Source organism: Corynebacterium maris DSM 45190 (genome assembly GCF_000442645.1).
Taxonomy (GTDB): domain Bacteria; phylum Actinomycetota; class Actinomycetes; order Mycobacteriales; family Mycobacteriaceae; genus Corynebacterium; species Corynebacterium maris.
The window spans coordinates 1-22,955 of sequence record NC_021920.1 but is presented as its reverse complement, the minus strand read 5'-3'; the positions used below and the strand labels follow the sequence as shown (position 1 = coordinate 22,955).

Annotated in this window: 15 protein-coding genes; 9 read left to right on the top strand and 6 right to left on the bottom strand. The window is 59.6% G+C overall.

The window, feature by feature from the left end:
- Window positions 1-14 precede the first annotated feature (14 nt).
- Together B841_RS13075 and B841_RS13070 are read right to left on the bottom strand one after the other, a co-directional pair.
- Window positions 15-539: a hypothetical protein gene (locus B841_RS13075; RefSeq protein ID WP_156844896.1), complete on the bottom strand. Its 525-nt coding sequence runs from the start codon at window positions 537-539 to the stop codon at window positions 15-17.
- 353 nt (window positions 540-892) lie between these two features.
- Complete coding sequence (locus B841_RS13070) at window positions 893-2,158, bottom strand: hypothetical protein (RefSeq protein WP_156844895.1); 1,266 nt, start codon at window positions 2,156-2,158, stop codon at window positions 893-895.
- 2,823 nt (window positions 2,159-4,981) lie between these two features.
- Between B841_RS13070 and B841_RS13065 the strand changes: the two genes are divergently transcribed.
- The 3 genes from B841_RS13065 to B841_RS13055 all read left to right on the top strand — a co-directional run bounded on the left by B841_RS13065 (window position 4,982) and on the right by B841_RS13055 (window position 11,058).
- Complete coding sequence (locus B841_RS13065) at window positions 4,982-5,224, top strand: hypothetical protein (RefSeq protein WP_020935843.1); 243 nt, start codon at window positions 4,982-4,984, stop codon at window positions 5,222-5,224.
- A 1,183-nt stretch (window positions 5,225-6,407) separates the two neighbouring features.
- Complete coding sequence (locus B841_RS13060) at window positions 6,408-7,355, top strand: replication protein RepA (RefSeq protein ID WP_020935842.1); 948 nt, start codon at window positions 6,408-6,410, stop codon at window positions 7,353-7,355.
- A gap of 859 nt (window positions 7,356-8,214) precedes the next feature.
- On the top strand, window positions 8,215-11,058 hold the full coding sequence (locus tag B841_RS13055; RefSeq protein ID WP_020935841.1) for a DNA methyltransferase: 2,844 nt from the start codon (window positions 8,215-8,217) through the stop codon (window positions 11,056-11,058).
- A 316-nt stretch (window positions 11,059-11,374) separates the two neighbouring features.
- Here B841_RS13055 and B841_RS13050 read toward each other — a convergent pair whose 3' ends face one another.
- Complete coding sequence (locus B841_RS13050) at window positions 11,375-12,943, bottom strand: replication initiation protein (RefSeq protein ID WP_020935840.1); 1,569 nt, start codon at window positions 12,941-12,943, stop codon at window positions 11,375-11,377.
- Between the two features lie 533 nt (window positions 12,944-13,476).
- On the opposite strand from B841_RS13050, the gene B841_RS14160 reads away from it, so the two are divergent.
- The 5 genes from B841_RS14160 to B841_RS13025 all read left to right on the top strand — a co-directional run bounded on the left by B841_RS14160 (window position 13,477) and on the right by B841_RS13025 (window position 19,678).
- Window positions 13,477-14,529: a DUF5677 domain-containing protein gene (locus B841_RS14160; RefSeq protein ID WP_020935839.1), complete on the top strand. Its 1,053-nt coding sequence runs from the start codon at window positions 13,477-13,479 to the stop codon at window positions 14,527-14,529.
- Between the two features lie 122 nt (window positions 14,530-14,651).
- On the top strand, window positions 14,652-16,121 hold the full coding sequence (locus tag B841_RS14065; RefSeq protein WP_245561095.1) for a hypothetical protein: 1,470 nt from the start codon (window positions 14,652-14,654) through the stop codon (window positions 16,119-16,121).
- A 221-nt stretch (window positions 16,122-16,342) separates the two neighbouring features.
- On the top strand, window positions 16,343-17,989 hold the full coding sequence (locus tag B841_RS13495) for an RNA-guided endonuclease InsQ/TnpB family protein (RefSeq protein WP_020935837.1): 1,647 nt from the start codon (window positions 16,343-16,345) through the stop codon (window positions 17,987-17,989).
- Between the two features lie 859 nt (window positions 17,990-18,848).
- The gene (locus B841_RS13030) at window positions 18,849-19,436 is read left to right on the top strand and encodes a ParA family protein (RefSeq protein WP_020935836.1); all 588 of its coding nucleotides are present in this window, start codon (window positions 18,849-18,851) and stop codon (window positions 19,434-19,436) included.
- Window positions 19,437-19,459: 23 nt separating this feature from the next.
- Window positions 19,460-19,678 carry a hypothetical protein gene (locus tag B841_RS13025; protein ID WP_156844894.1) on the top strand — a complete coding sequence of 73 codons (219 nt, stop codon included), beginning with the start codon at window positions 19,460-19,462 and terminating at the stop codon, window positions 19,676-19,678.
- A gap of 218 nt (window positions 19,679-19,896) precedes the next feature.
- Here B841_RS13025 and B841_RS13020 read toward each other — a convergent pair whose 3' ends face one another.
- A complete protein-coding gene (locus B841_RS13020; protein ID WP_020935834.1) occupies window positions 19,897-20,487 on the bottom strand; it encodes a CueP family metal-binding protein in 591 nt (196 codons plus the stop codon).
- An 829-nt stretch (window positions 20,488-21,316) separates the two neighbouring features.
- Here B841_RS13020 and B841_RS13015 point away from each other — a divergent pair.
- Window positions 21,317-21,631 carry a histone-like nucleoid-structuring protein Lsr2 gene (locus B841_RS13015; RefSeq protein ID WP_020935833.1) on the top strand — a complete coding sequence of 105 codons (315 nt, stop codon included), beginning with the start codon at window positions 21,317-21,319 and terminating at the stop codon, window positions 21,629-21,631.
- A gap of 316 nt (window positions 21,632-21,947) precedes the next feature.
- Here the strand turns inward: B841_RS13015 and B841_RS13010 are convergent, their stop codons facing one another.
- The gene (locus tag B841_RS13010; RefSeq protein WP_020935832.1) at window positions 21,948-22,163 is read right to left on the bottom strand and encodes a ribbon-helix-helix domain-containing protein; all 216 of its coding nucleotides are present in this window, start codon (window positions 22,161-22,163) and stop codon (window positions 21,948-21,950) included.
- Entirely contained in the window at window positions 22,160-22,747 is a 588-nt protein-coding gene (locus B841_RS13005) for a ParA family protein (RefSeq protein ID WP_020935831.1), read from the bottom strand. The genes B841_RS13010 and B841_RS13005 overlap by 4 nt, the downstream gene beginning before the upstream one ends.
- Window positions 22,748-22,955: the final 208 nt, after the last annotated feature.

The window sequence follows — 22,955 nt, the reverse complement described above, 5'->3', positions numbered from 1 at the left end:
GGAGAGGTCCCAGTCTAGGGGCGCTGCATCGTGGGGTTGCCGTACTCGTCGTAGTAGCGCGGGGAAGTCTCACCGGTCATCTTGTCGAACCAGATCGGGTTACCGTACTCGTCGTAGTACCCGCACACCGCAGCAGGACCGACGCACCCATCCGGATTCGGTTCCTCTTCGTAGAACCCGGTCTGTGGTTGTGGTGGGCCCCAGGCGGGGTCATCGTTAAAGCAGTTGACTGTGTCGGCGACAATCGAGCCATCCGACATCAGCGCTGCATTCGGCTCCCAACACTGCACGAACTTCGGCGGCCCGTAAGGGTCATAGTCTTCCGGGCGCATCATCGGCGGGACTGGGGGTGCGACAGCGCTCTGGTCGGTAACAACTGCCGGATCTGGGGAGGTTTCCTCGACGATCGGCGCCGGCTCCGCGGGGGCTTGTTCGGCGACCGCCTCTTGTGTCGCCGGCTCCGCAGAGGTGGTGGTCTGACTGGTCGTCGTAGTGGTCGTCTTCGACGTCGTCGTCGTGACCTCGCTACTGCTGGACACAGGCTCCGGAGCATCACTTGCCCCGCACCCTGCCAACCCGAGCGCAAAAACCACGCTGGCCAGTGTGGTGATGATCTTGTTCATGCCGCTTCCCCGCTCTGTTTTGATGTACGGCACAGATTAGCCTGACAGAGACCTGACACCTTTACTGCAGCGTCTTTCCAGCCCCGACTACCCCACCCACACCGCTTGCCGCGGGGTAGCTAGACGCAATCACCGGTGTCGGTGCACATAGCGAATCTCGGCTGCGCCCATTCGGAAAACCGCAGTACAAAACGGTCGAAAGCTTCGCGAAATGGGCTCAATATGTGAGTTTGTACCAGCGCCTAAAGCACTATCTGTGACACGAAAGCTCACAGAGCACGGCTCGCCTCCCGGCACCGCTTGAGATTCCCTGGAGCACGCAACCACTGGACAAACGGAACGGGCTCGGCGTCGTCTGTGACCTCGTGTTCCCAGACTTTTCGCCACACTCGCCACTCCTGCATGGAGGTGCGGAACTTCGCCGGCAGGACGCGTTGATGTAGTTGATATTCCAGCCCGGGGTCGTGGCTGACATCAAGAGCAGTGGCACGCAGCGGCCAGTTCTTTTTGCTGAGTGCCCAGGTGTCTTTGTCCTTATAGAACAAATGCGTGTTCATGGACTCTTCCCAGACCTCGCGCACCAGGCCGACATCATCTTTTCCGGTGACGGGATCCACGCCGCCGGGGTGACCGCGCAGCTGGATCAGCACGGGCTCGGTAGCGATCCATCGCACGCCCAAGAACTGGCGTCGCAGGGCGCCGGCTTTGGGCAGATCGTATCCGGCGTCCTGGGGCACCATGTTGTGGCCAAGGCAGGCGTCGCGGTAACCGGTCAGGATTTCGCGCATGCGGGAAAGGGATTTTTGGGCGGTTTCGACCTCGATGGCACGTAGCTCACCGCGGTCGGTGACCTCCAGTAGATCCGGGATGCGAAACGCTGTGTGCACGCCCGGCATCGGGAGCGTCAGCCACCGCTCGACGCTGCCGTGTTCGGTGTGCTCCACCGCCGGAACAACACCGGGGGAACCGTCGATGCTGCGGCGCACACCAGCCTCAGCGAGGAAGTGATCCCGGGCGTCGAGATTGGCGCCGGAGACTGTTTCGTAGAGACGGATTTCGCGTTCGGTGATAACCGTTTTTCCGGCCGCCAAAAGGCGTAGCGCTTCCTCGGCCACCAGCAGTCGGTGCGGCAGGGTGGAATCCGCCGGAGTTTCCATCACGCGCAGCGGTGAATCCTCGTCCGTGGCCGCCTGTCGGCCAATGGTGGTGGGCCACACGACGGTGCCTGCCCACGGGGCTGTGTCAAGACGTTTCACCAAGCCTGCTTGGGCCATGCGGCGAACACGTTTGCGCGCGTAATCATGGCTTCCTTTATAGATGTAACGAGCGGCCTGACGCACCGTAATTACCCCCAGCCGCGTGGACCATTCCAGCAGTCGTTGATCGGCTCCAGATCGGCGCCACCCGTCGCCTTTATTCAGGCCCGCATCCGCTCCGCGATTACGTTGGCGTCGCTTCCGTGAAATGACATCATAACTAGGGGTCGTCGGCACCTGTAAGCGCACCTGCTCAGACACATCTACGACACGAGCCACAGACAACCTCCTACGGGGTGATGAAACATGCTTCTAGGGTACGCGAAAACCACCCAAAAAACTGGGCCGCCAACTGGGCCGCGGCCCGGCCTGAACACTCACCCCACACCCAAACCCCCTGACCTGCGCAAACACCCCCTTTTACTGGGCCACGTGTGACCGTCATACACGATTGACCACCCTCCCCTGCGGTCGGTCACACCCCCACACAGATCCTGGCTTCGCTGCGGGGTGGTGGTGTGTCCGTCTGGCAGTCTCGGGTCCGTCCCTTTCGGTCCTTCCGTGACACTGACTCCAGGGGCAGTCTCCGCCTGTGAAACCTGCGCTTGCTCGGTTCCCCAATCGGTGCCTGCTCCCTTGTCGTCCGGGCGTGTCACTCCAGGCTGCGTAAGGGTCGGTTCGGCGGGTGCCGGACTGGTGGCGCAGCGCCATCCTCGTTCCTCGGATGTCGTGCTATGCCACCGTCCGTCAGGTCCCGCCGAAGCGTGCTGCGGGTGGTGCGTTCGGTGTTGACCGCGGGGCTAGCTTCGTAGTGTTCTTCGGGCGCGGCGAGGTCACGCCGACGGTGTCTCTGGTGGGGCCTTTACCCGAGAGCAGGCGCACAGTTTTTCGCGACGAGATCGGGCTGTCGACGGCGCCCGGTGGGGCACTTGGCCGAGACCACATCGACAGGTTGTGCGCGGCCGTCGCAGACCGCAAAACTTGGTGAGGCGGGGTGCTGTTGTGCCGTTGTCATACACCCGCACCGTCACCGGTGCCGAGGCCGGCGACGAAGTCGTCGTCCGAAGAAATCCACGGGAGAAAACTTCCGCGACCGTACGCCGCCGCGGACCGTGATCACGCGTCGCCCGGCCGGCACGGATCACCCGCGTCGCGCCGCCACCGCGACCCCCGCGCAGCGCCGCGTGCCTCACTGAGTTGGAGGATCGTCGGCGCCGCGAAAAGCGTGCCGCGCACACACCGGTGAAGGCCCCACTAACGCGATCGTCGGCGTGGTTTCGTCGCGCCCTGCTGTGCGCCCCCCCCACCGCCGCAGCCCCCACCGGGCGCATCGTCGGCGTGACCGCAGCGGCGAAGCTCGCCGACTGTCTTGCCTCCGTCACTACCGACGGCACGCAGCCCGTCCGCTTATTCGTCCGCCGACACGGTCACAGCCCAAGGCACACACACCGGTAAAGGCCCCACCAGAGGCATCGTTGGCGTGTCCTCGCCGCGCCCGAAGCACACCCCGAAGACTCCCCCGCCGTTCACCGCGACGCGTACGCCACTCAGCCCGAGGCACGCACACCATGGCAGCCCCCACCAGACGCATCGTCGGCGTGACCGCATCGGCGAAGCCCGACCCTTGTCCTGCCTCCGTTACCACCAGCGGCACTCAGTCCTTCCGATTGTCCTGCCGCCGTCACGGTCACAGCCCAAGGCGCACACTCGGGTAAAGGCCCCACAAGTCGCATCGTCGGCGTGATCTGGTCGCGCCCGAAGACAACCCCCGTCGTCAACGACGACGTGAGCCACGCCCACGCCCGTGACAGACACGGGCCACCCGCACGCGGACGACAGCCAGGCCTCGGTCTGCGCCCGCAGCGACGCCGCCGTGCCGGCGCCGCGGCCACAGCCGCGTCTGCTGTGCGCCCACACACGGCCGCAGCCCCCACCAGACGCATCGTCGGCGTGACCTCAGTGGCGAAGCTCTCCGCTCAACTCACCTCCGTCACCACCAGCGGCACCCGCCCGTCCGCTTATCCGTCCACCGTCACCACCACAGCCCAAGGCACACACACCGGTAAAGGCCCCACAAGTCGCATCGTCGGCGTGATCTGGTCGCGTCTGAGGAAAGCCCCGTCGTGGACCCCAGCTGTCTACGACGGCGCCCGCCCCGGCCGCGCACACACCGGGCCTCGGACACCAGGCGCTCACGGCCCGCGCGGGCCACGAAGATCACCCCTGTAGCCCACCCCGCGGCCTCACACGCCGGCCCAGCTCCTCGACTGGAACAGCGCCGCGCAGGCGCGCGGCACACGCCCCCCTGCCGGGGGCTCGGCACAGCGCGCTGACGCGCGCAGGCGCGAGCCCGCCCGCTTACGCGGGCGCGTGGCCGGCGCCTGTCGCGAGCATCAGCGAGCGAGTCTGGTGTGTCTTCGCAGGGCGGGGGCGCTCAGTCGCCGCTGTGGCCTGCGCTTACTCGCCACGCGGGCTCGCCCTCTGACGCCGGGCGGGCGTTCGCTGCACAAGCAGCGGAAAGTCGTGCACACCCGGAAGATAGCGTGCACGGTACGCACTACCTTTTAGCAAGGAGAAAAACCCGTGACCAGCTCCTACACCGCTGGCGGCGACCTCGTCGGCCAAACCAGCCACACGGCCCCGCTCCGCGAGCACTGCCACCACCCCGGGTAAATATGCGCAACCTGACCAGGCACAACACCTGACACTGCCCATCATCAGGCACAGACCGGTGGTAAATATGCATGCCCTCCCACCTGCGCGTCACCCGTCCTATTCCAGGGTCTCTGCCAGGCGCTTCCCCACGACATCACGCCAACTACCCCAGCCCAGGCGGGCGGGCCGCCCGGACTGTCCGTGATTGCCGAGGTACCCACCTCATCCCCACGCCACTTCTCACCCCGACGGCCCAGCCCGACGTCCAAGTCCACTTGAGCTGCATAAACACCCCAGACCACTGGCTAGTATGCGCACCCTGCGCTTTCGCTTCCTCCGCCTGATAACAATGTCGCGGGCCGGCCTCACTGCGTCTTTATGCCCGCGGTTAGACCCTGTACCGCGACTCCCGCACCCACACCCAGGACGAAGGAGACCGAGAGACGTATGCGTAGCTTGACCGGCACACATAACGATGTTGCGACCGGCCAGACCCGGCCCAAGCCGCACAGGGTCGACACCCGATCGCTGGCTCGCTGTCAGTACGTGGCCATGCCCCACCCGCAGCACTCCGCGGTGCTCGTCCTGGACATCGGTATCCCCAGCCACTCCGCCAGCGGGTGCAGCGAGGGGCTCCGGCCGCAGACCGACGCCCTGCTGACCCGCTGGGCCGAGCACGGGTCAGCCTAGGTCAGAGTCAACCCGATCAGCGGCACGTGCCATCTGCTGTGGCTGATCGACTGCGTTTACGTCGCCGCCAGCAGTGCGAGCACCCGCCTGCTGGCCGCGACACAGCGCTGAGTCGGACCCGCCGGCCAGATGGGTATGAGCCTCGGCAAAGGGGGAAATACCCCAGAAAACTCGTCGCAGGCAAAACGCCGTCATCACGGCAGCGGGATCCGCGCCCCACCAGTGGGCGGGCAGGGAGTATGACGTCGACATCATGCTTTAAGAAAACACCAGGACCGGTTGGCCTCATCCCCAGCAGTGCGGGCAGACCGCACGGACTGTCCGCACGATGTCGACAAGCCATGGACAGTTTCTACCTTCCACCCATCGGCCGTATCACCGAGCACACCAACAGGCGCACGCACCAGAAACCCGGGACAGCCCACCACGACTGGAGCTACAGGCGCCCCCGCCCCGCTCTGTCTGTAGTTGGGGCGTTTTCGTGCACACCCGTGTGCACACCCATCTGATAGCCACCGTCGTATGTGGGTCATACACGCGCTGACCGCACGGACTGTCCGTGTCCTCCCACCCGGGATGCGCCACAACACCGCCGCACGCCAGGTGCGCAGCAATAACGAGAAAAATCCCGCACCGACGCCGTTTTACTCGGGGAATGCGTGCACACCCGCATGGTAAGACGCCGTCACATGCGTGCACACCCGCGTGATAAACCCGGGCCGCCCAGTTTTCCCCATCGAGCTGTGGCCACAACGCTGCCGCAGTCCAACTGCGCGAAAACCGCCCTCAGATTTTCCCTCATGTCCTGTGACCAGGGAAAACGCTCAGCTCGCCCGGTCCGTGCACACCCACATGAAAAAGTAATTTTCAGGCCACAGAAAAGGAGTCACTATGCCTAGGAGTCACACTCTCCGCACCCCCACCCGCGACCCGGGGATCGTGCAAGACCACATCCGAGCACACGGTCATGCACACCGGCCTGCATACGGCTTTGCCTCTCCACCTAGAAAGAGACGGCAGGAAACACGCACCACCGCGCCCATCAGGGAAAACGTGATCATCGCACGTGCCGGGCAGCCTAAAAACAAGGCCTTCTACACTGAAAAAGACCAAGTCCCGGGCGCTGCGCCAACAGCCCCGGGAATGACCCCACCAACCACAAAAGAGAAAGACGTGAGGATTTATGGCTAATCATAGCCCCCACGCCAACGACGGCAAGAAGTCCAACCACATTGACATCTACGAGCAGCTGCGCCGGGTGCAAAAAGCTGGGATTCTCGACCCCTACGCCTACGCGCCCGCCGACTTCATCGGGATCTTTCCCTACAGCCACCGTGCCGGCGACAAGATCACCCTCGTCGACGGTGACAAACGGATCACGCTCATGGCGCCTGACGGGCTGCCCTACGGACGCTATCCCCGACTGATCATGATGTGGCTCGGCCGAGAGGTCGTCCGCCGGAAAGGGACGATGCCGATGGATGAGGCGAGAAAAATCCCCTTGGGGAAGTCACTCGCCCATTTTCTGCGCGAATGCGGCGTCATCAAAGCAGCCAACCCCGATGGCACTCTGCGACCAGTCAGCACTCGGTCCTACCGAGCGCTCAAGGCGCAGCTGCTGCGCCTGGCCAACACCACCATTCACATCGAGACCACAGGGAACGGTGCCCAAGGGGCGGCTACGACCTGGGACAACACCTTGATTTCCGAAGAAGGCTTCTTCTGGTGGGACATCCTCGACAACACAGATGACAGCGGGGAGCAGTACATGTTGCTCAGCGAAAAAGTGTTCATCCGCATCGGACAATCCTGTGTGCCGGTCGACCCCGTACACCTGTCAGAGCTCTCTACCAGCGTGGCCGCCACTGACCTCTATGTCTGGACCACCAAACGTAAAAGTACCCATAGCGGCTACACACGCGTGACCTGGGCACAACTGAGAGGTCAAGTCGGCGCGACGTTTCCTGACACAGATCAAGGCATGCGCAACTTCCGTAAACAAATCCGGTTAGCCCGGAAGAAAGTGCTGGCCACCTGGCCAGAAGCCGGAATCCGTGAGTGGCAGGGAGGCCTAGAACTGGTAGGAAAGGAAACTGCCGTTCCTAAAAAATACGCTTTCCCCCGCCCCTAAGTGCTTATCCTCTCAGGGCCCCGCGATCAGATCGCGGGGCCCTTCTTCTGTGGATAACACCATGTACCTTGACTACCGCAACCATGTGCCACGACTACCGCAACCATGTGCCACGACTACCGCAACCATGTGCCACGACTACCGCAACCATGTGCCACGACTACCGCAACCATGTGCCACGACTACCGCAACCATGTGCCACGACTACCGCAACCATGTGCCACGACTACCGCAACCATGTGCCACGACTACCGCAACCATGTGCCACGACTACCGCAACCATGTGCCACGACTACCGCGCCTTCTGTGAAAATGCCTGCTCACACCGTCTTTTCGACACTGCCCCTATAGGAGCCTTTAGGCTCCTATACCCCTGTAGATCTACCTGCTAGGTAAATGCCTGCGCGCGCCTTGCTGTGGATAACTATCGACACGGCATCTTCCTACTTCTGGCCACAACGCAGGCTGGCGCGGCGACTTCGTCGCCTTGCCCCGAAAAAATTTACCCACCGCTAGCGCTACTGACGGTCAAAGCAGGGAGTGATAACCATCGGGAACCAATCACTGAACAGACGAGTCTAAGTAAAAATGGCAGTACTTTAGACCAGGATTTTCCTGGTGAGCAGCGGCCACAGGCTCCCAAAAAAATAGCGACCCCTCACCAGGTAAAAGATTTGCTGTAATGCAAACAAAAACCTGATGAGGAAGGTCACCTTCATGGAAGATATTACCAGAATTGTCATCGTGACTCTACCCCTGCCAAATCTGTTTCAACCCCTGGCCACCTGGGCCCCCTAAATCAACAGGCTCACGGGATAATGGGTACAACCACTGCCACCTGTAGAAAAGGACGTTGCCCGTGAGCCCGTCGGATTATCTTGATCGCCAAACCTCGCTGCAGCGCCTCCGCGCCTTCGGCCACCGCTGGACAACCACCATCACCAACTGGCGAGAATCCGGGGAAACTGCGACAGAAAAGAAATACGCCCAATCCTTCTGGGCTGACCTGCTGGACTGCTTCGGGATCATCGCCGCACGCCAGCGGCTGTTCGAGCGCGAAGCTAGCCGGGCGAGCACCGGCAAACACGGCTGGATCGACTTCTTCATGCCCGGGGCGGCCATCGGCGAGGCCAAATCCCTCGACGTCGACCTCACGGCCGCGGCCGGCCAGATCGACGATTACCTCGGCGGCGGGACCATTAGCCAGGCCGAGTTTCCCCGCTACGCGATCCTGACGAACTTCGAGACCATCCAGATCCACAAACTCGACACCACTGACTCAGCCGTGGTCTTCCACGTCGCCGACATCGCAGCCCACTACGATGACCTGCTTTTTCTCATCGGCGCCGACACTTTAAGCCGCGAGGAAGAAGAAGCCGCCTCCATTACGGCTGCTGAGCTCATGGCTGATCTCTATGTCGCAGTCCTCGGCGACGATGAGGTCGATGAACCCGTCGGTGATGACCCGAACGTCCCGGCCAGTCCCGAGGACGAGGACGAGCGGGAGGCGACGACCTCGATTTTGATGACCCGGCTGCTGTTTTTGCTCTACGGCGACGACGCCGGACTATGGGAGACCGATCTGTTCTACCGGTGGGTGGATCAAGAAACCACCGCCGCCAGCCTCGGCCCGCAGCTCAGTCAGCTCTTTGAGCTGCTCAACACCCCGGTCAGCCGCCGTCCGAAGCGTCTGCCGGATCTGCTGGCCCGGTTCCCCTATGTCAACGGCTCCATTTTCGCCGACGAGATCGGCATGGAGTACTTCACCCCCGAAACCCGCGACGCGCTACTGGCGGCCTGCCGATTTCGGTGGACCAGTATCAGCGTCTCCGTATTCGGCGCGATGTTTCAGCTGGTCAAATCCAAAGAAGCCCGCCGGGCCGCCGGGGAGCACTACACCTCCGAGACCAACATCCTCAAAACCCTCGGGCCCCTGTTCCTCGATGACTATCAGGCCCGCGCGGATCGGTTGATCCGCAACAAATCCAGCCGACTCAAAGACTTCGACGCCCTGATGGACGAGATGGCCGCCAATATCTATGTCGACCCGGCGGCCGGCAGCGGCAACTTCCTCAACCTCGCCTACGCGCGTCTGCGCGAGATTGAAACTGCGTTGATCGTGGAAAAACGCCAACGCTTCACCACCACCGGTGGATCAGCGATGACGTTGTTCATCGAGGCGGAGCAGAAGCTCTCGATTGATCAGTTCCACGGCTTCGAGATCGGATGGTGGCCCGCCAAAATCGCCGAAACCTCCATGTTCCTGGTCGATCACCAAGCCAACCAGAAACTAGCCAAAGCCATCGGCGAAGCTCCCGAGCGGTTGCCGATTACCATTACCGCGCACATCCACACCGGCAACGCGCTGCGCCTGGATTGGCGTGAAGTGTTGCCGCTGCCGAAGGGCAAGACGTTTATCTTCGGCAACCCACCGTTTATCGGCCAGTACACCAAGACCGACGAGCAGACCGCGGACATGAAACACGTCTGGGGCACAGACTACGACGGTTACCTCGATTACGTCACCGGCTGGCATAAAAAAGCCATCGACCTCTACCGAGAGCGCTCCGGTGAGTTCTCCTTCGTGACGACCAACTCCATTACCCAGGGCCAACCGGTGCCGGCCCTGTTCCGCCCGGTCTTTAAGGCCGGGTGGGTCATCAAGTTCGCCCACCGCACCTTCTCCTGGGACTCCCAAGCCCCAGGACAAGCGGCTGTACACTGCGTGATCGTCGGGTTTACCAAGGACACCACCATTAAGCCCCGTCTGTGGGACTACCCGGACGTCAAAGGTGAACCCGTGGAGCAGAAGATCACCCAGGGAATCAACGCCTACCTCATCGATGGGCCGAATATCCTGATCACCAAACGCTCGAAAGTGCTTTCCCCGGAGCTAGGAACGGTTATTAAAGGATCGCAACCTACAGATGGCGGGAACCTTGTTCCGAAAGCAGGCACACCACGGCCTACCCATGACTCTATAGCCATGAAATACGTGCGCTACTTCGTCGGTGCCAAAGAACTCATCAACGGCACCGACCGATGGTGCTTCTGGATGGCTGGCGATGACTTTAATCCCGGTGATTTACGGAAGTCTGCGGTCCTTCGTGATGTAACGCAAGCGGTGCAGAAAATGCGTGCAGAGAGCAAGAAAGCACCGACACGAGAACAGGCCGCGACTCCACACCGCTTTACAGAGATCCGGCAGTTCGAGAAAAACTACTTGGCCATTCCTTCGCATGTCTCAGAAAACCGTCGGTATTTCCTTGCCCAGCGTTTCGATCCCGAAGTGATCTGCGGTAATGCGAATTTCCAAGTGGAAGACCCCGACGGTTTGCAGTTCGCGTTGATCTCGTCGTCCATATTCATTACCTGGCAGCGTGCCGTTGGCGGGCGTATCAAGTCAGATCTGCGGTTTGCGAATACCCTGACGTGGAACACCTTTCCCACCCCGGAGCTGACCGACAAGCAGCGCAGCGCCATCATCACCGGAGGACAGAAGGTGCTCGGTGCCCGCGCGCTCCACCCTGATCGCTCATTAGCCGATCACTACAACCCACTCGCGATGAGCCCTGAGCTGCTAAGCGCACACCGCGCCCTAGACAAGGCTGTGGACACAGCCTTCGGTGCACCTCGAGTACTGAAGAATGAGAGGGAGCGTCTCGAAGTGCTCTTCGCCCGCTACGCCGAAATGACCGAATAGCAGCACTCCTGTTCAGGTAAAAAGTGTGTCCAAGTGATGTGACGTCATGGGCGTGGGAGACAGATGCAATGAACCTCACCCAGACACCTGTGCTCGGGAGGCATAATGGGAGCGGGCTGATGCCTACCCTGCCAATGATTGGATCCAGGGGACCTCTCCGTCCTGGCAGCAGTCCAAGTAAAGGGAGACAGCCACCCATCCCACCAAGCTGACCCTGTGGCTAGGACAAGCACGAGAGCACAGAGTAACCCGGCAAAGAAATAAAGAAATCTACAAAAGAAGACCCCCTACCCTAACGGGGGCACCGTACTATTGCTTATGGCCTGTCACCCTTTCCTCTACGCCCAGTGGGAAGCTCAATTCCAGCCTTTTCCAAAGCACGTTGCACCGTCCTGTTCGATACGTTGAACTCTTGGGCAGCATCACTCACTAGAGGGTAAGAATCAGTCTGTTCGTATACCCGGTCGAAGTATGCCGCTATTTCATAGGCCTTGCTACGTCCACCGGCGGCTCTACGTTTATTCGCTCTTGCGAGTTTCTGCGAAAGATCCTTCACGTACGCACTATCTGGGTCTTTCCATCGTTCGGCGGCTTTCTTGCCACCTCTGCGCCCGAGGGTGGCGAGGGCTTTGCGCTCCGAGCTGCTCATCTTATAACCGGTCGCGGGGCCTTCTGTGGCGCCAGCATCGCTGGAACGTTTGTTGCTGGACACGTAGCCGCGGACGCGGCGAGCCAGAGAGCGCAGATCCTTCATTGGGGGTTCTTCTCGGGCGCGTCCGTCGGCGCCGACGGAGTGGGCGACCTCGTAGGCCTGGCGGTAGGCGTCGATGATTGCATCGTCGGTCATCTTCTTCCCGGCCCGGTGGAGTTTTCCCCCGGTCTTCAGCGCATGTCGGAAGGCCGTGACGTCGCGTTGAGCGCGGCCCGGGGACTGCCAGACCACCCGCACCCCGTCGATGACATCTGGGTCGGCTGCGGCGAAAGCATCGCTGAGATCGTCGTCTTCGAGCCCGGCGAGGACGTCGCGGGCCTGGCGGGCGCGTTCGGTGTTGGTCCGGGCGGCGTTGATCAGCTCCCGGCCGCTGGAAAACCGCTGCGTGTGTTTGCGGTCGTCAACGCCTTTGTCTTCTATCGTGGCCACCGTTTCTCCCTGGAGCATCCATAATCCTGCTGAGAGCAGGCGCATGTGAAACACCTCGTGGTGCTGGGCGTACCAGCAATATGCCCCCAGATTATCCCCCGTGTAGATCGGGTTACGCGACCAGCCGTGGGCGAAGTTCTTATCCGCCTCGAAATAGCCCTGCAGCTCCGCATGCAGGGCCTCCAGCAGCGCCCACGGCTTCGAGGAGGTTCCCTGGGTGCGGTAGACGGGGTCTATGTACCAAATGAGCTGGGATTTGCCGGATTCCGGGTTGATCCCGATCCAGTTCGGCCCGAGGTTAAAGTGGGCCAGCTTAGCGACCTTATCGGCGACATCCAGGCTTAGATCCGAGGGCCGACCACCGGGGGCGCCGACGTGGTCGACGTCGATGACGATGACCGCGGCAAAACTCGGGTTGGTGAAGTGGATGTATTCCGCCAGGTGCGCGCGTTCCCGCGGCCACACCAGGGGTGTGCGCCGGCCGTGTTTGTCGCGGGTAGTGGACCAGGCTTTGGTGATCGAGGACCGGTCACGCGCGCAGTGCAGACTATCTCTGCCGAGGTGATCGAGCAGGATCTCAGCGTCGTGATGGCACCAGCCCCGATCAGAAAGTTCACCGGTGGTGTGGGTGACCATCTGGGCGTTAAACCAGGCCTCGAGCTGGCCGCGGTAGTCCGCCTCGGTGGTGTACCGGCGAGTGCCTGACCACAGCGACGGGGCGGGATCGTCTGATGTGACCGGCACGTAGACAGGCGCAGTGTCGTGATGACACTCCCGCTGCAATAATGTTGCCGGCGTGCGGGGAGTTGCTATGCTGTTGATTACAGCTCACCTCGAAATTGGCTCTAAAACTTCTTCGATGTGAGAGCAAGAGATCTGGCAGGATCGACTTGCACCCAAGAAGGTCCCGGTCGCACCCGGGGCCTTCTTCATTTCCAGTTGTTGCCTCCCAGTATGTCTTGTCTCTGGAGGCTGTGCGGGTTGTGACGCGCCGTAAAAGCACTTTGCCCGCAGCGGCGTGCTTACCCTGCCCCTTCTACCCTGGCGGTAGGCCGTTCCCCCGAGAGGGTGATCATCGTGCGTCTCGTCGGTGCCCGCGAGCATCAGATCGCTGCCCGTATCCAAGACGGTGGCGTGGGGCAGCTGCCTCCCACACCTGTGATCGGCCGAGATGAAGAAAACTACTCTGAGCAGGACAGACTAAGAAACTAAAATCATTTCAGCGCTACCAAGTTTACAATATATATAGAGATCTGGAAGGAAAAGAGAAGTTATTTATGAAGGTTGAGTTCAGTTTTGAATCCGGACTAACGACACCTAAAAATGCCGAGAAGTTCGAGAAGATTTGGGCGCAATTCATTAACAAGGTCCAGGATGATTATCAGATCGACCTGGATAATCAAGAAATGCTTCGTGCCCATATCGCCGAACATCATGGCCATGTTCTTAACCTGATGGATATTTTCTGGAAAAGCGCACTGGACGCCGTCAATTGGGGGTCGGAAATCCTTCACGAACATCTCGAAGAAGGCTCAGAAGATGATGCCCGCGCCACGCTATTTACGACCTTGACAGGTCTTGGCAGCCGGGCCTTGCTCGCCTTTAGCGAAGTATCCTGGCTGCTACGAGGCGGTTACCCGCACGGGGCTTTTACCCGCGTTCGCTCTCTCCACGAACTTTTTATTGTCGCGGCAATCCTCTCGGAATATGGTTCTCCTGAGTCAGAACATCCCGACCTTGTGGATCGCTATCGTCGTCATCATGAAGTCTTCGCCAACACAACTGCTAGAGATCTGATCGCCACCGACGTCCCGGGTATCACCGACACCCTTAACGACGGTGTCCTTGACAAGCTCGATACCCGGAAGAAGGAGCTCATTGCTACCTACGGCAAGAAATTTGCAACGACCTGGGGCTGGGCTGCACCTTTGTTTCCCAATGAGTTCCCCTCATTTATAGGTTTGAACAGGCTGGTCATGCCCAGCTTGACCGCCTACTACGGAATCGCGAGCGAGCATGTACATGCAAGCTCTGCCGGCTTAATTGATGCCGGAGAACCGGACGAGGCAGGGGCGATGGGGTTCAATGGCGGACCGAGCACTGAGGATCTCGGTTTTCCGGCCATCCTCGCAGCCACATTCCTGCTTGCTGTGGTGGGCGCCATTGTCCCAGTAGAGATTCATGACCCGAAAACGGGCAAAAAGATCGACACCGGCCGCCGCATGCTCGAGGTCCTAGCTCGGCTCCACCAAGAAATTCTCAATGCTTGGGACAAGAAACCAGCAGAAAGTGACTCAGGTGATGCTGAATCAGCCGAGGAGGGTTCATAACAGTGGTCTCAACAGTGCATTTCTTTATCCCGCTTGGACGAGCGCTCCGCGTGCCTGACGGCTTTACTAGGACCAAATATCCCACTGGGCAAGATGAGCCAGAACAAGGCGTACCCGTTCCGATGTCCGACAGTGCGCATTTTGTCTTCCACCAGTTGGTTCTTAAAGGGTCCCCGCACCTGCCGATGGAAGCTGGCTTCACCGTCGCCGCTAAAAGGACACACACCCGGCCCCGAGAAGAAGGGCCTCCTGGCATTTTGCGCACCGCTCATCAGACGGTGGTGGAAGCCATGGTGGAGTTAGATTACGCATCCTTGGTTCCTACGCAGCACCGAAGTGATGAGGGTCCCGACGAAACCACCCTGGCCTTCGACTATGCGGTTGCAGAGCTGAATGTCCTGCTACGTGCGATCGCACTGGCTGTGGAGGAACCACTCCGGCTCGTGACAAGGGAATCGATCCCGCCGATGATTCCGATTGCCACCTCTGACACGAAACCCTGGGAGATGATCGGTAAGACTGATCTACCGGACGTGAAAGCCTTAAGTGTATTCAATGTCAATTGGAATATTCCTATCGCACCTGGCGAGGGTGAAGATCACGAACAGCTAGACGCCTGGATCGATGCTGCCCTAGTCAATCTTTCTGCGGCCGGACCATTCATGAGCTACCGGGATTTTCTTCGGGAAGCTGATGTGAGTTTCTTCCGGGAAGGAAACTACCGGATCGCAGTCATCTTATATGCCTCTGCCTGCGAGGCTTTATTCGATGAGCTGCTGCAACATAACCTCTGGGAGAAAAACCTGCGCCCAGAGGAGGCGGCAAAGACATTTTCAAAAGGGAAAAAAGGGAGAGAAAGACCTCGAGGGATCGTCGATCTCGTAAAGAACGAACTCGGAAAATTCTACTCCACCCCAGGATGGGGACATGACACACCTGGTGTCATTGATAAGTGGATCGCTGACGTCGCTGACCTTCGAAATCGAGCTATTCACGATGGGTACATGCCCACCTCCGACGAAGTGCGAGAATGTGTGGCAACTGTCACTGATCTAGTGAAGTTCCTATCTGACCAGGTCTTTAACAGCAGGCAAAATCAGCCTGTCACTGCGCTGGCTCTTCTCGGCCAGTCGGGTCTTGAGTCACGAGGTGGGTGGGATGAACAGTTTTCTAGCTACGAAACCAATCTGGAAGATGTGAATTTTCGCCTCCGAGTTTTCCGAAGGTGGGGAAATGCCCTATCGTACTTCCGGGCTGGCGACCGTAAAAAACCTGCTCCTGCGATCGAACAGGCGATCTGCTACATGGTCATCTACCCCCAGGGCAAGACCGAATTCTTTCTTATAGATCATAACGGTGTCATGGCGCAGCCGATCCCCCGCGAAGAAATCATTGTGTCCACCGCGGTCGAAGAAAGTCTCCGGCGCTTTGAGGATGTTGATGACCTAATCCCTAGAGTGATTAATTTTTCCCACGAGGACCTCAACCTTTCACAAGAGCCGAAGTGGGAGTACTACATCTACGATGTACTCCCTGGCCATGAGGTTGTCTTCTCCCCACTCAAGCCCAATATTGACGGCGACACATACTAGTATGCGTTAATTCCTGCTTCGAAAAGTCAATTCCTGGGATCATAAGGTTTACGGTTCACACGAGAAATATGATTTGACGATTAGTAGGCTGCGTCGTCCTTTTCGGCCCGTTAGAAAATGTTTGCGGGAATTTCCCTGCCGGTGTCACTGCTACGCGGTAGCGTTATTTTTAGCGCCATCGACCCCCACGTCTGCGATATCCCGGAAGGAGGGAAGCGGACATGACCGACACGTCCCCGAGACCACCTGTCGTGCACCGTGGGTATAAACTGCGCTTGGATCCCAACCTTGCTCAGCTAGAGGTGCTGCGACAGCAGGTGGGGACGGCTCGTGTCGCCTACAACATGATGTGCGCCTATACCCACGACATCCAGGCCGCACGGGATGGACGATGGAAAGAGCTCGTCAGCACTGGTGTTAATTTCTCGGTTGCGTGGGACCAGGTAAAGAAAGAAGCCAAGGCTAATTTTGCCCTGCAATATCCCGGTTACCAGCAGTTTTCCAAGATTCTCACCCAGCAGGTGGCCCGTCATCGCCACGCTGCTGCAGCTATCGAAGCGGGGGCGGATCCCGCCGCTGTCTGGGGTGAGGAGGAACGGTATGCCACCCCCTGGTTGCACACCGCGCACCGGCGGGTGCTGGTCTCTGGGCTGCAAATGTGTGGAAATTCCCTCTCCAATTGGCTGACGTCTCAGTCAGGAAAACGTAAAGGCCCAGCGATGGGGCCGCCACAGTTTAAAAGAAAACACCATTCGCGCGAGTCATTTACTATCCCCGCCCCTGAGGCGATGGGCCCGAAAGGCTTCGCGACCTACAAGCGTGGCGAAGCACGGTCGGGGGAGATTACCGACTACCGGCACGTCCGTCTGTCACATATGGGTACTTTCCGGACAGTCGATAGCACAAAACGCCTGGTAAGGGCACTGCGACAGGGCGGAAAGATAAAATCTTACACCGTCTCTCGCGCCGCCGACCGATGGTATGTCTCCTTCCTGGTGGAACGCCCCGCCCCGCAGAATCCACCGCACCCCACCCGCCGCCAGCAGGCCGCTGGCGCTGTCGGTCTCGACTTCGGTGTCAGCCGACCGGTTACCCTCTCCACCGGGGAGAGCATCCCCAACCCCCGTCACTTGGCCCGGGCGGAGAAGAAGATCAAGCGCACCCAGCGCAAGCTGGCCCGCACCCAGAAAGGATCCAACAGGAGAAGAAAACTTGCTCAGCGTCTGGCCCGCCACCACCACACGGTCGCGCTCCGACGTCACGGATTTCTCCACGAGGTGACCACCGCCCTAGCGGGTGGGTTCGCCGCGATTGGGGTCGAAGACCTCAACGTGGCGGGTATGACCTCCTCGGCGCGCGGCACTGTGGACAACCCGGGTAAGAATGTGAAGCAGAAGGCGGGCCTCAACCGGGCCATCCTGGATGTCTCGCCCGGGGAGTTTCGTCGCCAGCTCGACTACAAGTGCACCGAACGCGGCGTCGCCCTTATTGCGGTCGACCAGTTTTTCCCGTCGTCGCAAATCTGCTCAGCGTGTGGCTCGAAAACCAAAATGCCACTAGCCAAGCGAGTCTACGACTGCCAGCAGTGCGGGATACTGATCGACCGAGACGTCAACGCCGCGATCAACGTCCTGCGCGAGGCAGCTCGTCTAGCGCAGTTCAGCCTTGGCGATAGCTCCGCCCCGGAGGGGGCAGAGGGTAAATGGCCGTGGACACCCACAGCACACCGCACCCGGCCAGGTGTCGGGGACGGAGCAGGGGTAGAAGCGGCAAGGCCCGCGTGGTCACAGCAGTCGAGTAATCGGCTGCTCGTCCCTTATAACGTGCGGATACAAAGCGAGCAGAAACACCCGTTACAGGTCAGATAAACGCTGGTCGTAAAGGGTTCTCTCCCCGCATACAGGGACGATCCCTGACCGCCGCCCTTACGGGGTCCGAACACGAAGTTCTCTCCCCGCATACAGGGAGGCGACCTGAGTCAAAGACGCTGACGGTGAACAGACCTGCGTTCTCTCTCCACACGCAGAGATAATCTCGACACTATGGGGGATGTCAGACAGATACCGAGGTTATCTCCCTGGGGCGGGACAGCACGGCAGAACTTTTCTTAGACACGGAACGCGCCAACCAGTAATACTGTTTTACAGTTGCTGTATAGCCGTAAATACAGTTGCCCTGTTCAAAGGGTTAAGTAGGTTATCTGTATGTACAGAAGCCGTACATACAGTAGCGGACTGCGTTCTGTGCAAGCCGGACGGCGCCAGCTAGATTCTCACCCTTTAGTATCTGTTGCGCTTCACAAGCACAGCCGTCGAGGCTGCCGGTATAGGACGCTCAGAGCCACGAAGGGCACCGCGATCGCCCCACCCGGACCCCGAGCCCGCCAGGAACAGGCTCCGGAGGGAAGACCCGTGCCAAGCACCCGCTTACTGCAGGAGCTTTCACTAACTAATCCGCCGCACACTCGTTACGTCCGTGTCATTGCGACAGCCCACCAAAGCGAGGAGAGCGACGGTGGGAAACGCCCCGCACAAAGAGCTGGCTGACTACCCCGACACCCCGTCGCAGACCTCTCTAGCAAAACTAAGACATCACGCCTATTCCTACAGCTACTGTACATACAGTTAAGCTTTTTATCTCTTTTACCAGCATAAACGTATTTACGGTTATACAGCTACTGTATAGCTGTATAATGAAAAGCATGCGTCACCGACAAGGAGTATCCACGTGATTATCAGTGTCATCAATGCCAAAGGCGGGGTAGGAAAAACCACCACCGCCATCTACCTCGCCTCTGTGCTGGCTTCCCGCGGCCACCAGATCCGGTTTCTCGACATGGACCGTCAAGGCTCCGCCATGGAGTGGTTCGAACGCGCCGAGGATAACGGCACACCGCTGGCCTTCCCCGTGGAAGTCACGATCCCGCGGCAACTTAGCCGGATCGCACGACAGGACCACAACGATCAGATCATCATCATCGACACCCCACCCGGGGACACCGATGCGATTGATGCCGTCATCGAGGTCTCTGACTTCGTGCTCGTCCCCACCCGTTCGCGCAGCGCGGATATGACCCGTGTCTGGGAAATCCTGCCACTGCTGCAGGACCGCCCGCATGCTGTGCTACTGACGTTTGTGCGTGCCGGCACCACGTCGCTGACCGACGCGCTGACCGCACTCAAAGACAACGATGCTTCGTTCCTGGAGGCGTATATCCCGCTGCGGGAGTCCATCGGTAACTCCTATGGCTACGCACCCACCCACTTCGACGGCTACGAGGCCGTCACCGACGAAATCCTGGAGGCATTGAAATAATGGCTGTCAAAAAACCCAACGACATGGCACCCCGCCCGGCACAGAAGACGCCGACCACCGCAGGCGATGTATTCCACAGCAACCGCCAGTCGGACTACACCACCAAATTCACCGTGCAGCTCGACACCGAGCTGCACCGCAAACTCAAACTCGCCGCCGCCCTAGAAGAGCGCACCATGCGCGAAATCACCGAAGACGCCCTGGCCCACTACCTCAATACCACTAAATCCGCTCGCCCATAAATACAGCAACCGTAAATACAGCAGTCTGTTTATATCCTTTTACCAGTAGAGCTGTATAACCGTATATGCGGCTACCGCAAATACAGCTTCGGAGCGCCTCACGTACCATTTCCTCGAATGAGGGCATAAGACACAGGGGTGCACGACCTGGTTTACTGCCTGGGGCACCCTTGTTCTTTTTGCCGGACCGGGCCCTGCACCGATCCGGCTGATCCTGGCTAAAGTCGCTGCAGAGCAGGCGACTGCAGTCGTAGATCAGTGATGCAGGTAATCGCGTCTGCCCCGGTGCTAAAGGGCGCCGAGCCGGTGAACTCGCCTTGGGTGATCGTGATGATCCCGGAGATATCTCTCGGCAACCAATAGCCGATGAACCCGTTGTCGAAGGTCGTGGTGGTCTCGTCGACCAGCACCGCGCCGGTGTCGTCTTCTGTGATGGTGACCTCGATGCGGGCGTTGCGCATCTCGCCTACACACGTGGTCAGGCTGTGATAGGTGCAGTCATGGGTGTGGGTGACAAACGGCGCCACAGAAATGTAGGCGACATCCTCGGGCAGATCCATAGAGATCTCTTCGTCCGGGGTGCTCAGTACGAGCTGATCGGAGTACACAATCGCCGACAGGTCCTCCGGGCGGACATTGGCGGGCAGCACATCCAGGTGATCGATGATGCCGGCGACGTCGCGGCCGGTCAGGTCTGCTGCGGCCAATAACCCCACTTCGTCGGGGGCGGTGACGGTGGGGGAGGGGGTGGCGGTGCACCCGGCTAGGGCGAGGGCGGAGACGGCGAGCAGGGCAGAAAATCGATGCACGGCAGATCCTTTACTCACGTTTAAATGATCACACATAAATATTAGCGCATGTATCGGTTGCGGGCTGCGGCAGGGCTGGTCTCGGGGTAGTGGGCACGCACCCCGGAGGCCGAGACTCCGGGCCGATAGCAACGATGTTTTCGGTGTTTTTCCAAAGCTTGGACGCTTGCCCATCTTCCGCACGGGCCCCGGCGGGGCTACCGCGGTCGCTGCTTTGATGGCACCCCACGTCTCACGAGACCACCTCGCGGCTTGCGGTATCTCCCCGCAGCACACGGCGCTGGATAAGAACTCCCCGCAGACGGGTTGTATCCAGTGCTTTTCCTGGTTTCCTCGGCGAGGACGACGCTGGCCGAGGTTGCCCGACCACCCCCAATACCGCTGGCGACGCCTGCAGCCAGGACAGCGACACCACCCGCAGGGTGCACGCTCCACGGGGAGCAAGGAGTGACACGTGAGGTCGCGGCGCCACGATCTACAGGCCCACAAGGGGTGGGAGCAGCCTCGTGAGCATCGGCGCTCACCCCTCGCGTCCGAGTACGGTGTCACGTCGGATTAGCGGGCATGATGTGTCCGAAGTGCCGTGTATTCCGTCCTGGCGACCGCCTGATCCCCCGAGGCCAGCTAGCCCCCGGCACTACACGGAATTATGCGCCGTCAAATGTCATACGATATGGGAAAAGCACCGCGCGGGAGGTACTCATGGCAGTGCTTTTCTTTTATCCTCATATAAACCAGTGCAATTGCCCTTACCCTCGCTTTTGAGGAGACATTCGCCATTAAGGACGGTATGGGCAGAAAGCACGATTAAATTAAGGAGACTATGGATATGGCGCGACAGCAAATCACCCAGTACTTCGACGATCTCGACGACTCACCGTTACAAGAAGACGAGGTGAACATCATCCGTTTCAGTGTTGAGGGAACTGATTATGTTCTGGACCTCTCGGAAGACAACGCCCGGGCTTTTCATGAGGCGCTCGAGCCTTTTATCACCGCCGCTCGCGAAGACGCCAAGGATGTGTTGCAGAAAACCGACCCCGCGGACATCCGTACGTGGGCTCAGAACAAAGGCATGGACGTGGCCAGCCGTGGCAAAATTCCTCACGCCATCCTGCAGGCCTATCGCGACGCCCATTCCTAAAATGGACGGGGCATGGTCGGCATGCGCGACAGTTCCGGTCACGAGAATAATCGACCAATGGGGGCGTGTCTGGCAGTTTCCCTAGTCAGGCATTCCTTAGACGCGGCTTTCTGCCCAGCTACATTCACTGTCCAGTGTGACACCGCGTTATAGGGCAAGCTCACACTGACCGCTCCACCCGCCGTACTGTGTGAGCTCTTGGGGGTTGAAAGCCTCGGCAAACCGGCTCTTCAGGTTTCAGGGTGCGTACCCAGTGAGCGCGCCACAAAGTTCCCTTATTTCCTCAAAAGAATTTTCCTTATTTGAGTAAATAAGATTACCTGCCCTGTGTGTCTAGGAACTCCGTCAAGCATTCCTCCACAATCGAGCGCATGGAGCGCTCCTCGAGCGTGGACATCAGCTTGAGTCGCTTGTGCAGATCAGCGTCGACGTCGATAGAGAGCTTTTTCGTCGGCACGTTGACGAAGATGTCTTCGACGTGGGCTGCGTCGGCGACAGGCTTTTTGGGGGCGAAGCGGTTTTCTTTACTCATGAGATGGCCTCCAGGATTTCTCGGGCTACCGAGCCGTAGCCCTCATCGGTGGTGGGGGTGGCACCAAAGCTGGCGCGAATGCTCTCCCGGATCGGGATGCGTGAGCGAAAGACGCCGATGTCGTTCGCTTCTAGGGCGGCCACGGCCTCATCGAGGCTTTTGGTGCCCAGACGTGCGGAAGTAATCAGCACACCGTGGGGAAGGTGATCGACAGTCGGCAAGGTCTCCCATACGCGGTCGACCTCGATCAGTGAGGTCTGTGTCGGAATGAGCACAAAGTCAGAGACCTTGATGGCCGCATCAATCGAGCGCGTATCACCCGGCGGAGTGTCCAAAATGGTGACAGCATTCTGGCCGGCGCGGGTGATCGTTTTGTCGAGGCGACCGACGTTGGAGACCTCCACGGGAAAGGGCAGCGGGTCGTCGGCACTTTCCGCGAGATCAGCCCACCGACTGGCCGAGCCTTGCTGGTCGAGGTCGATGACGGTGACAGGTTTGCCCTCGGCGGCAAACGCGCAGCCGAGGTAGATGGCGGTCGTGGTTTTTCCGACCCCGCCTTTGGCGTTGATGACGCCGATGATCATGACGGCTCTCCTGACAGCAAAAATGTGGATACCTACAAATAAGGGATGTGGTAATAAGGTTAGCGGGATTGTGGGAAAGAGTAAAACAACAAAGGTGGATCCCCAGGTACAAGGGCTGCCGAGCGCCTCTTTTACGAAAGTGTCTTACTCGGGGGGTGCTGTTGCAAAGTTGGGGCAGTAGGAAGAGCGACGTGAAATAATCACAGCC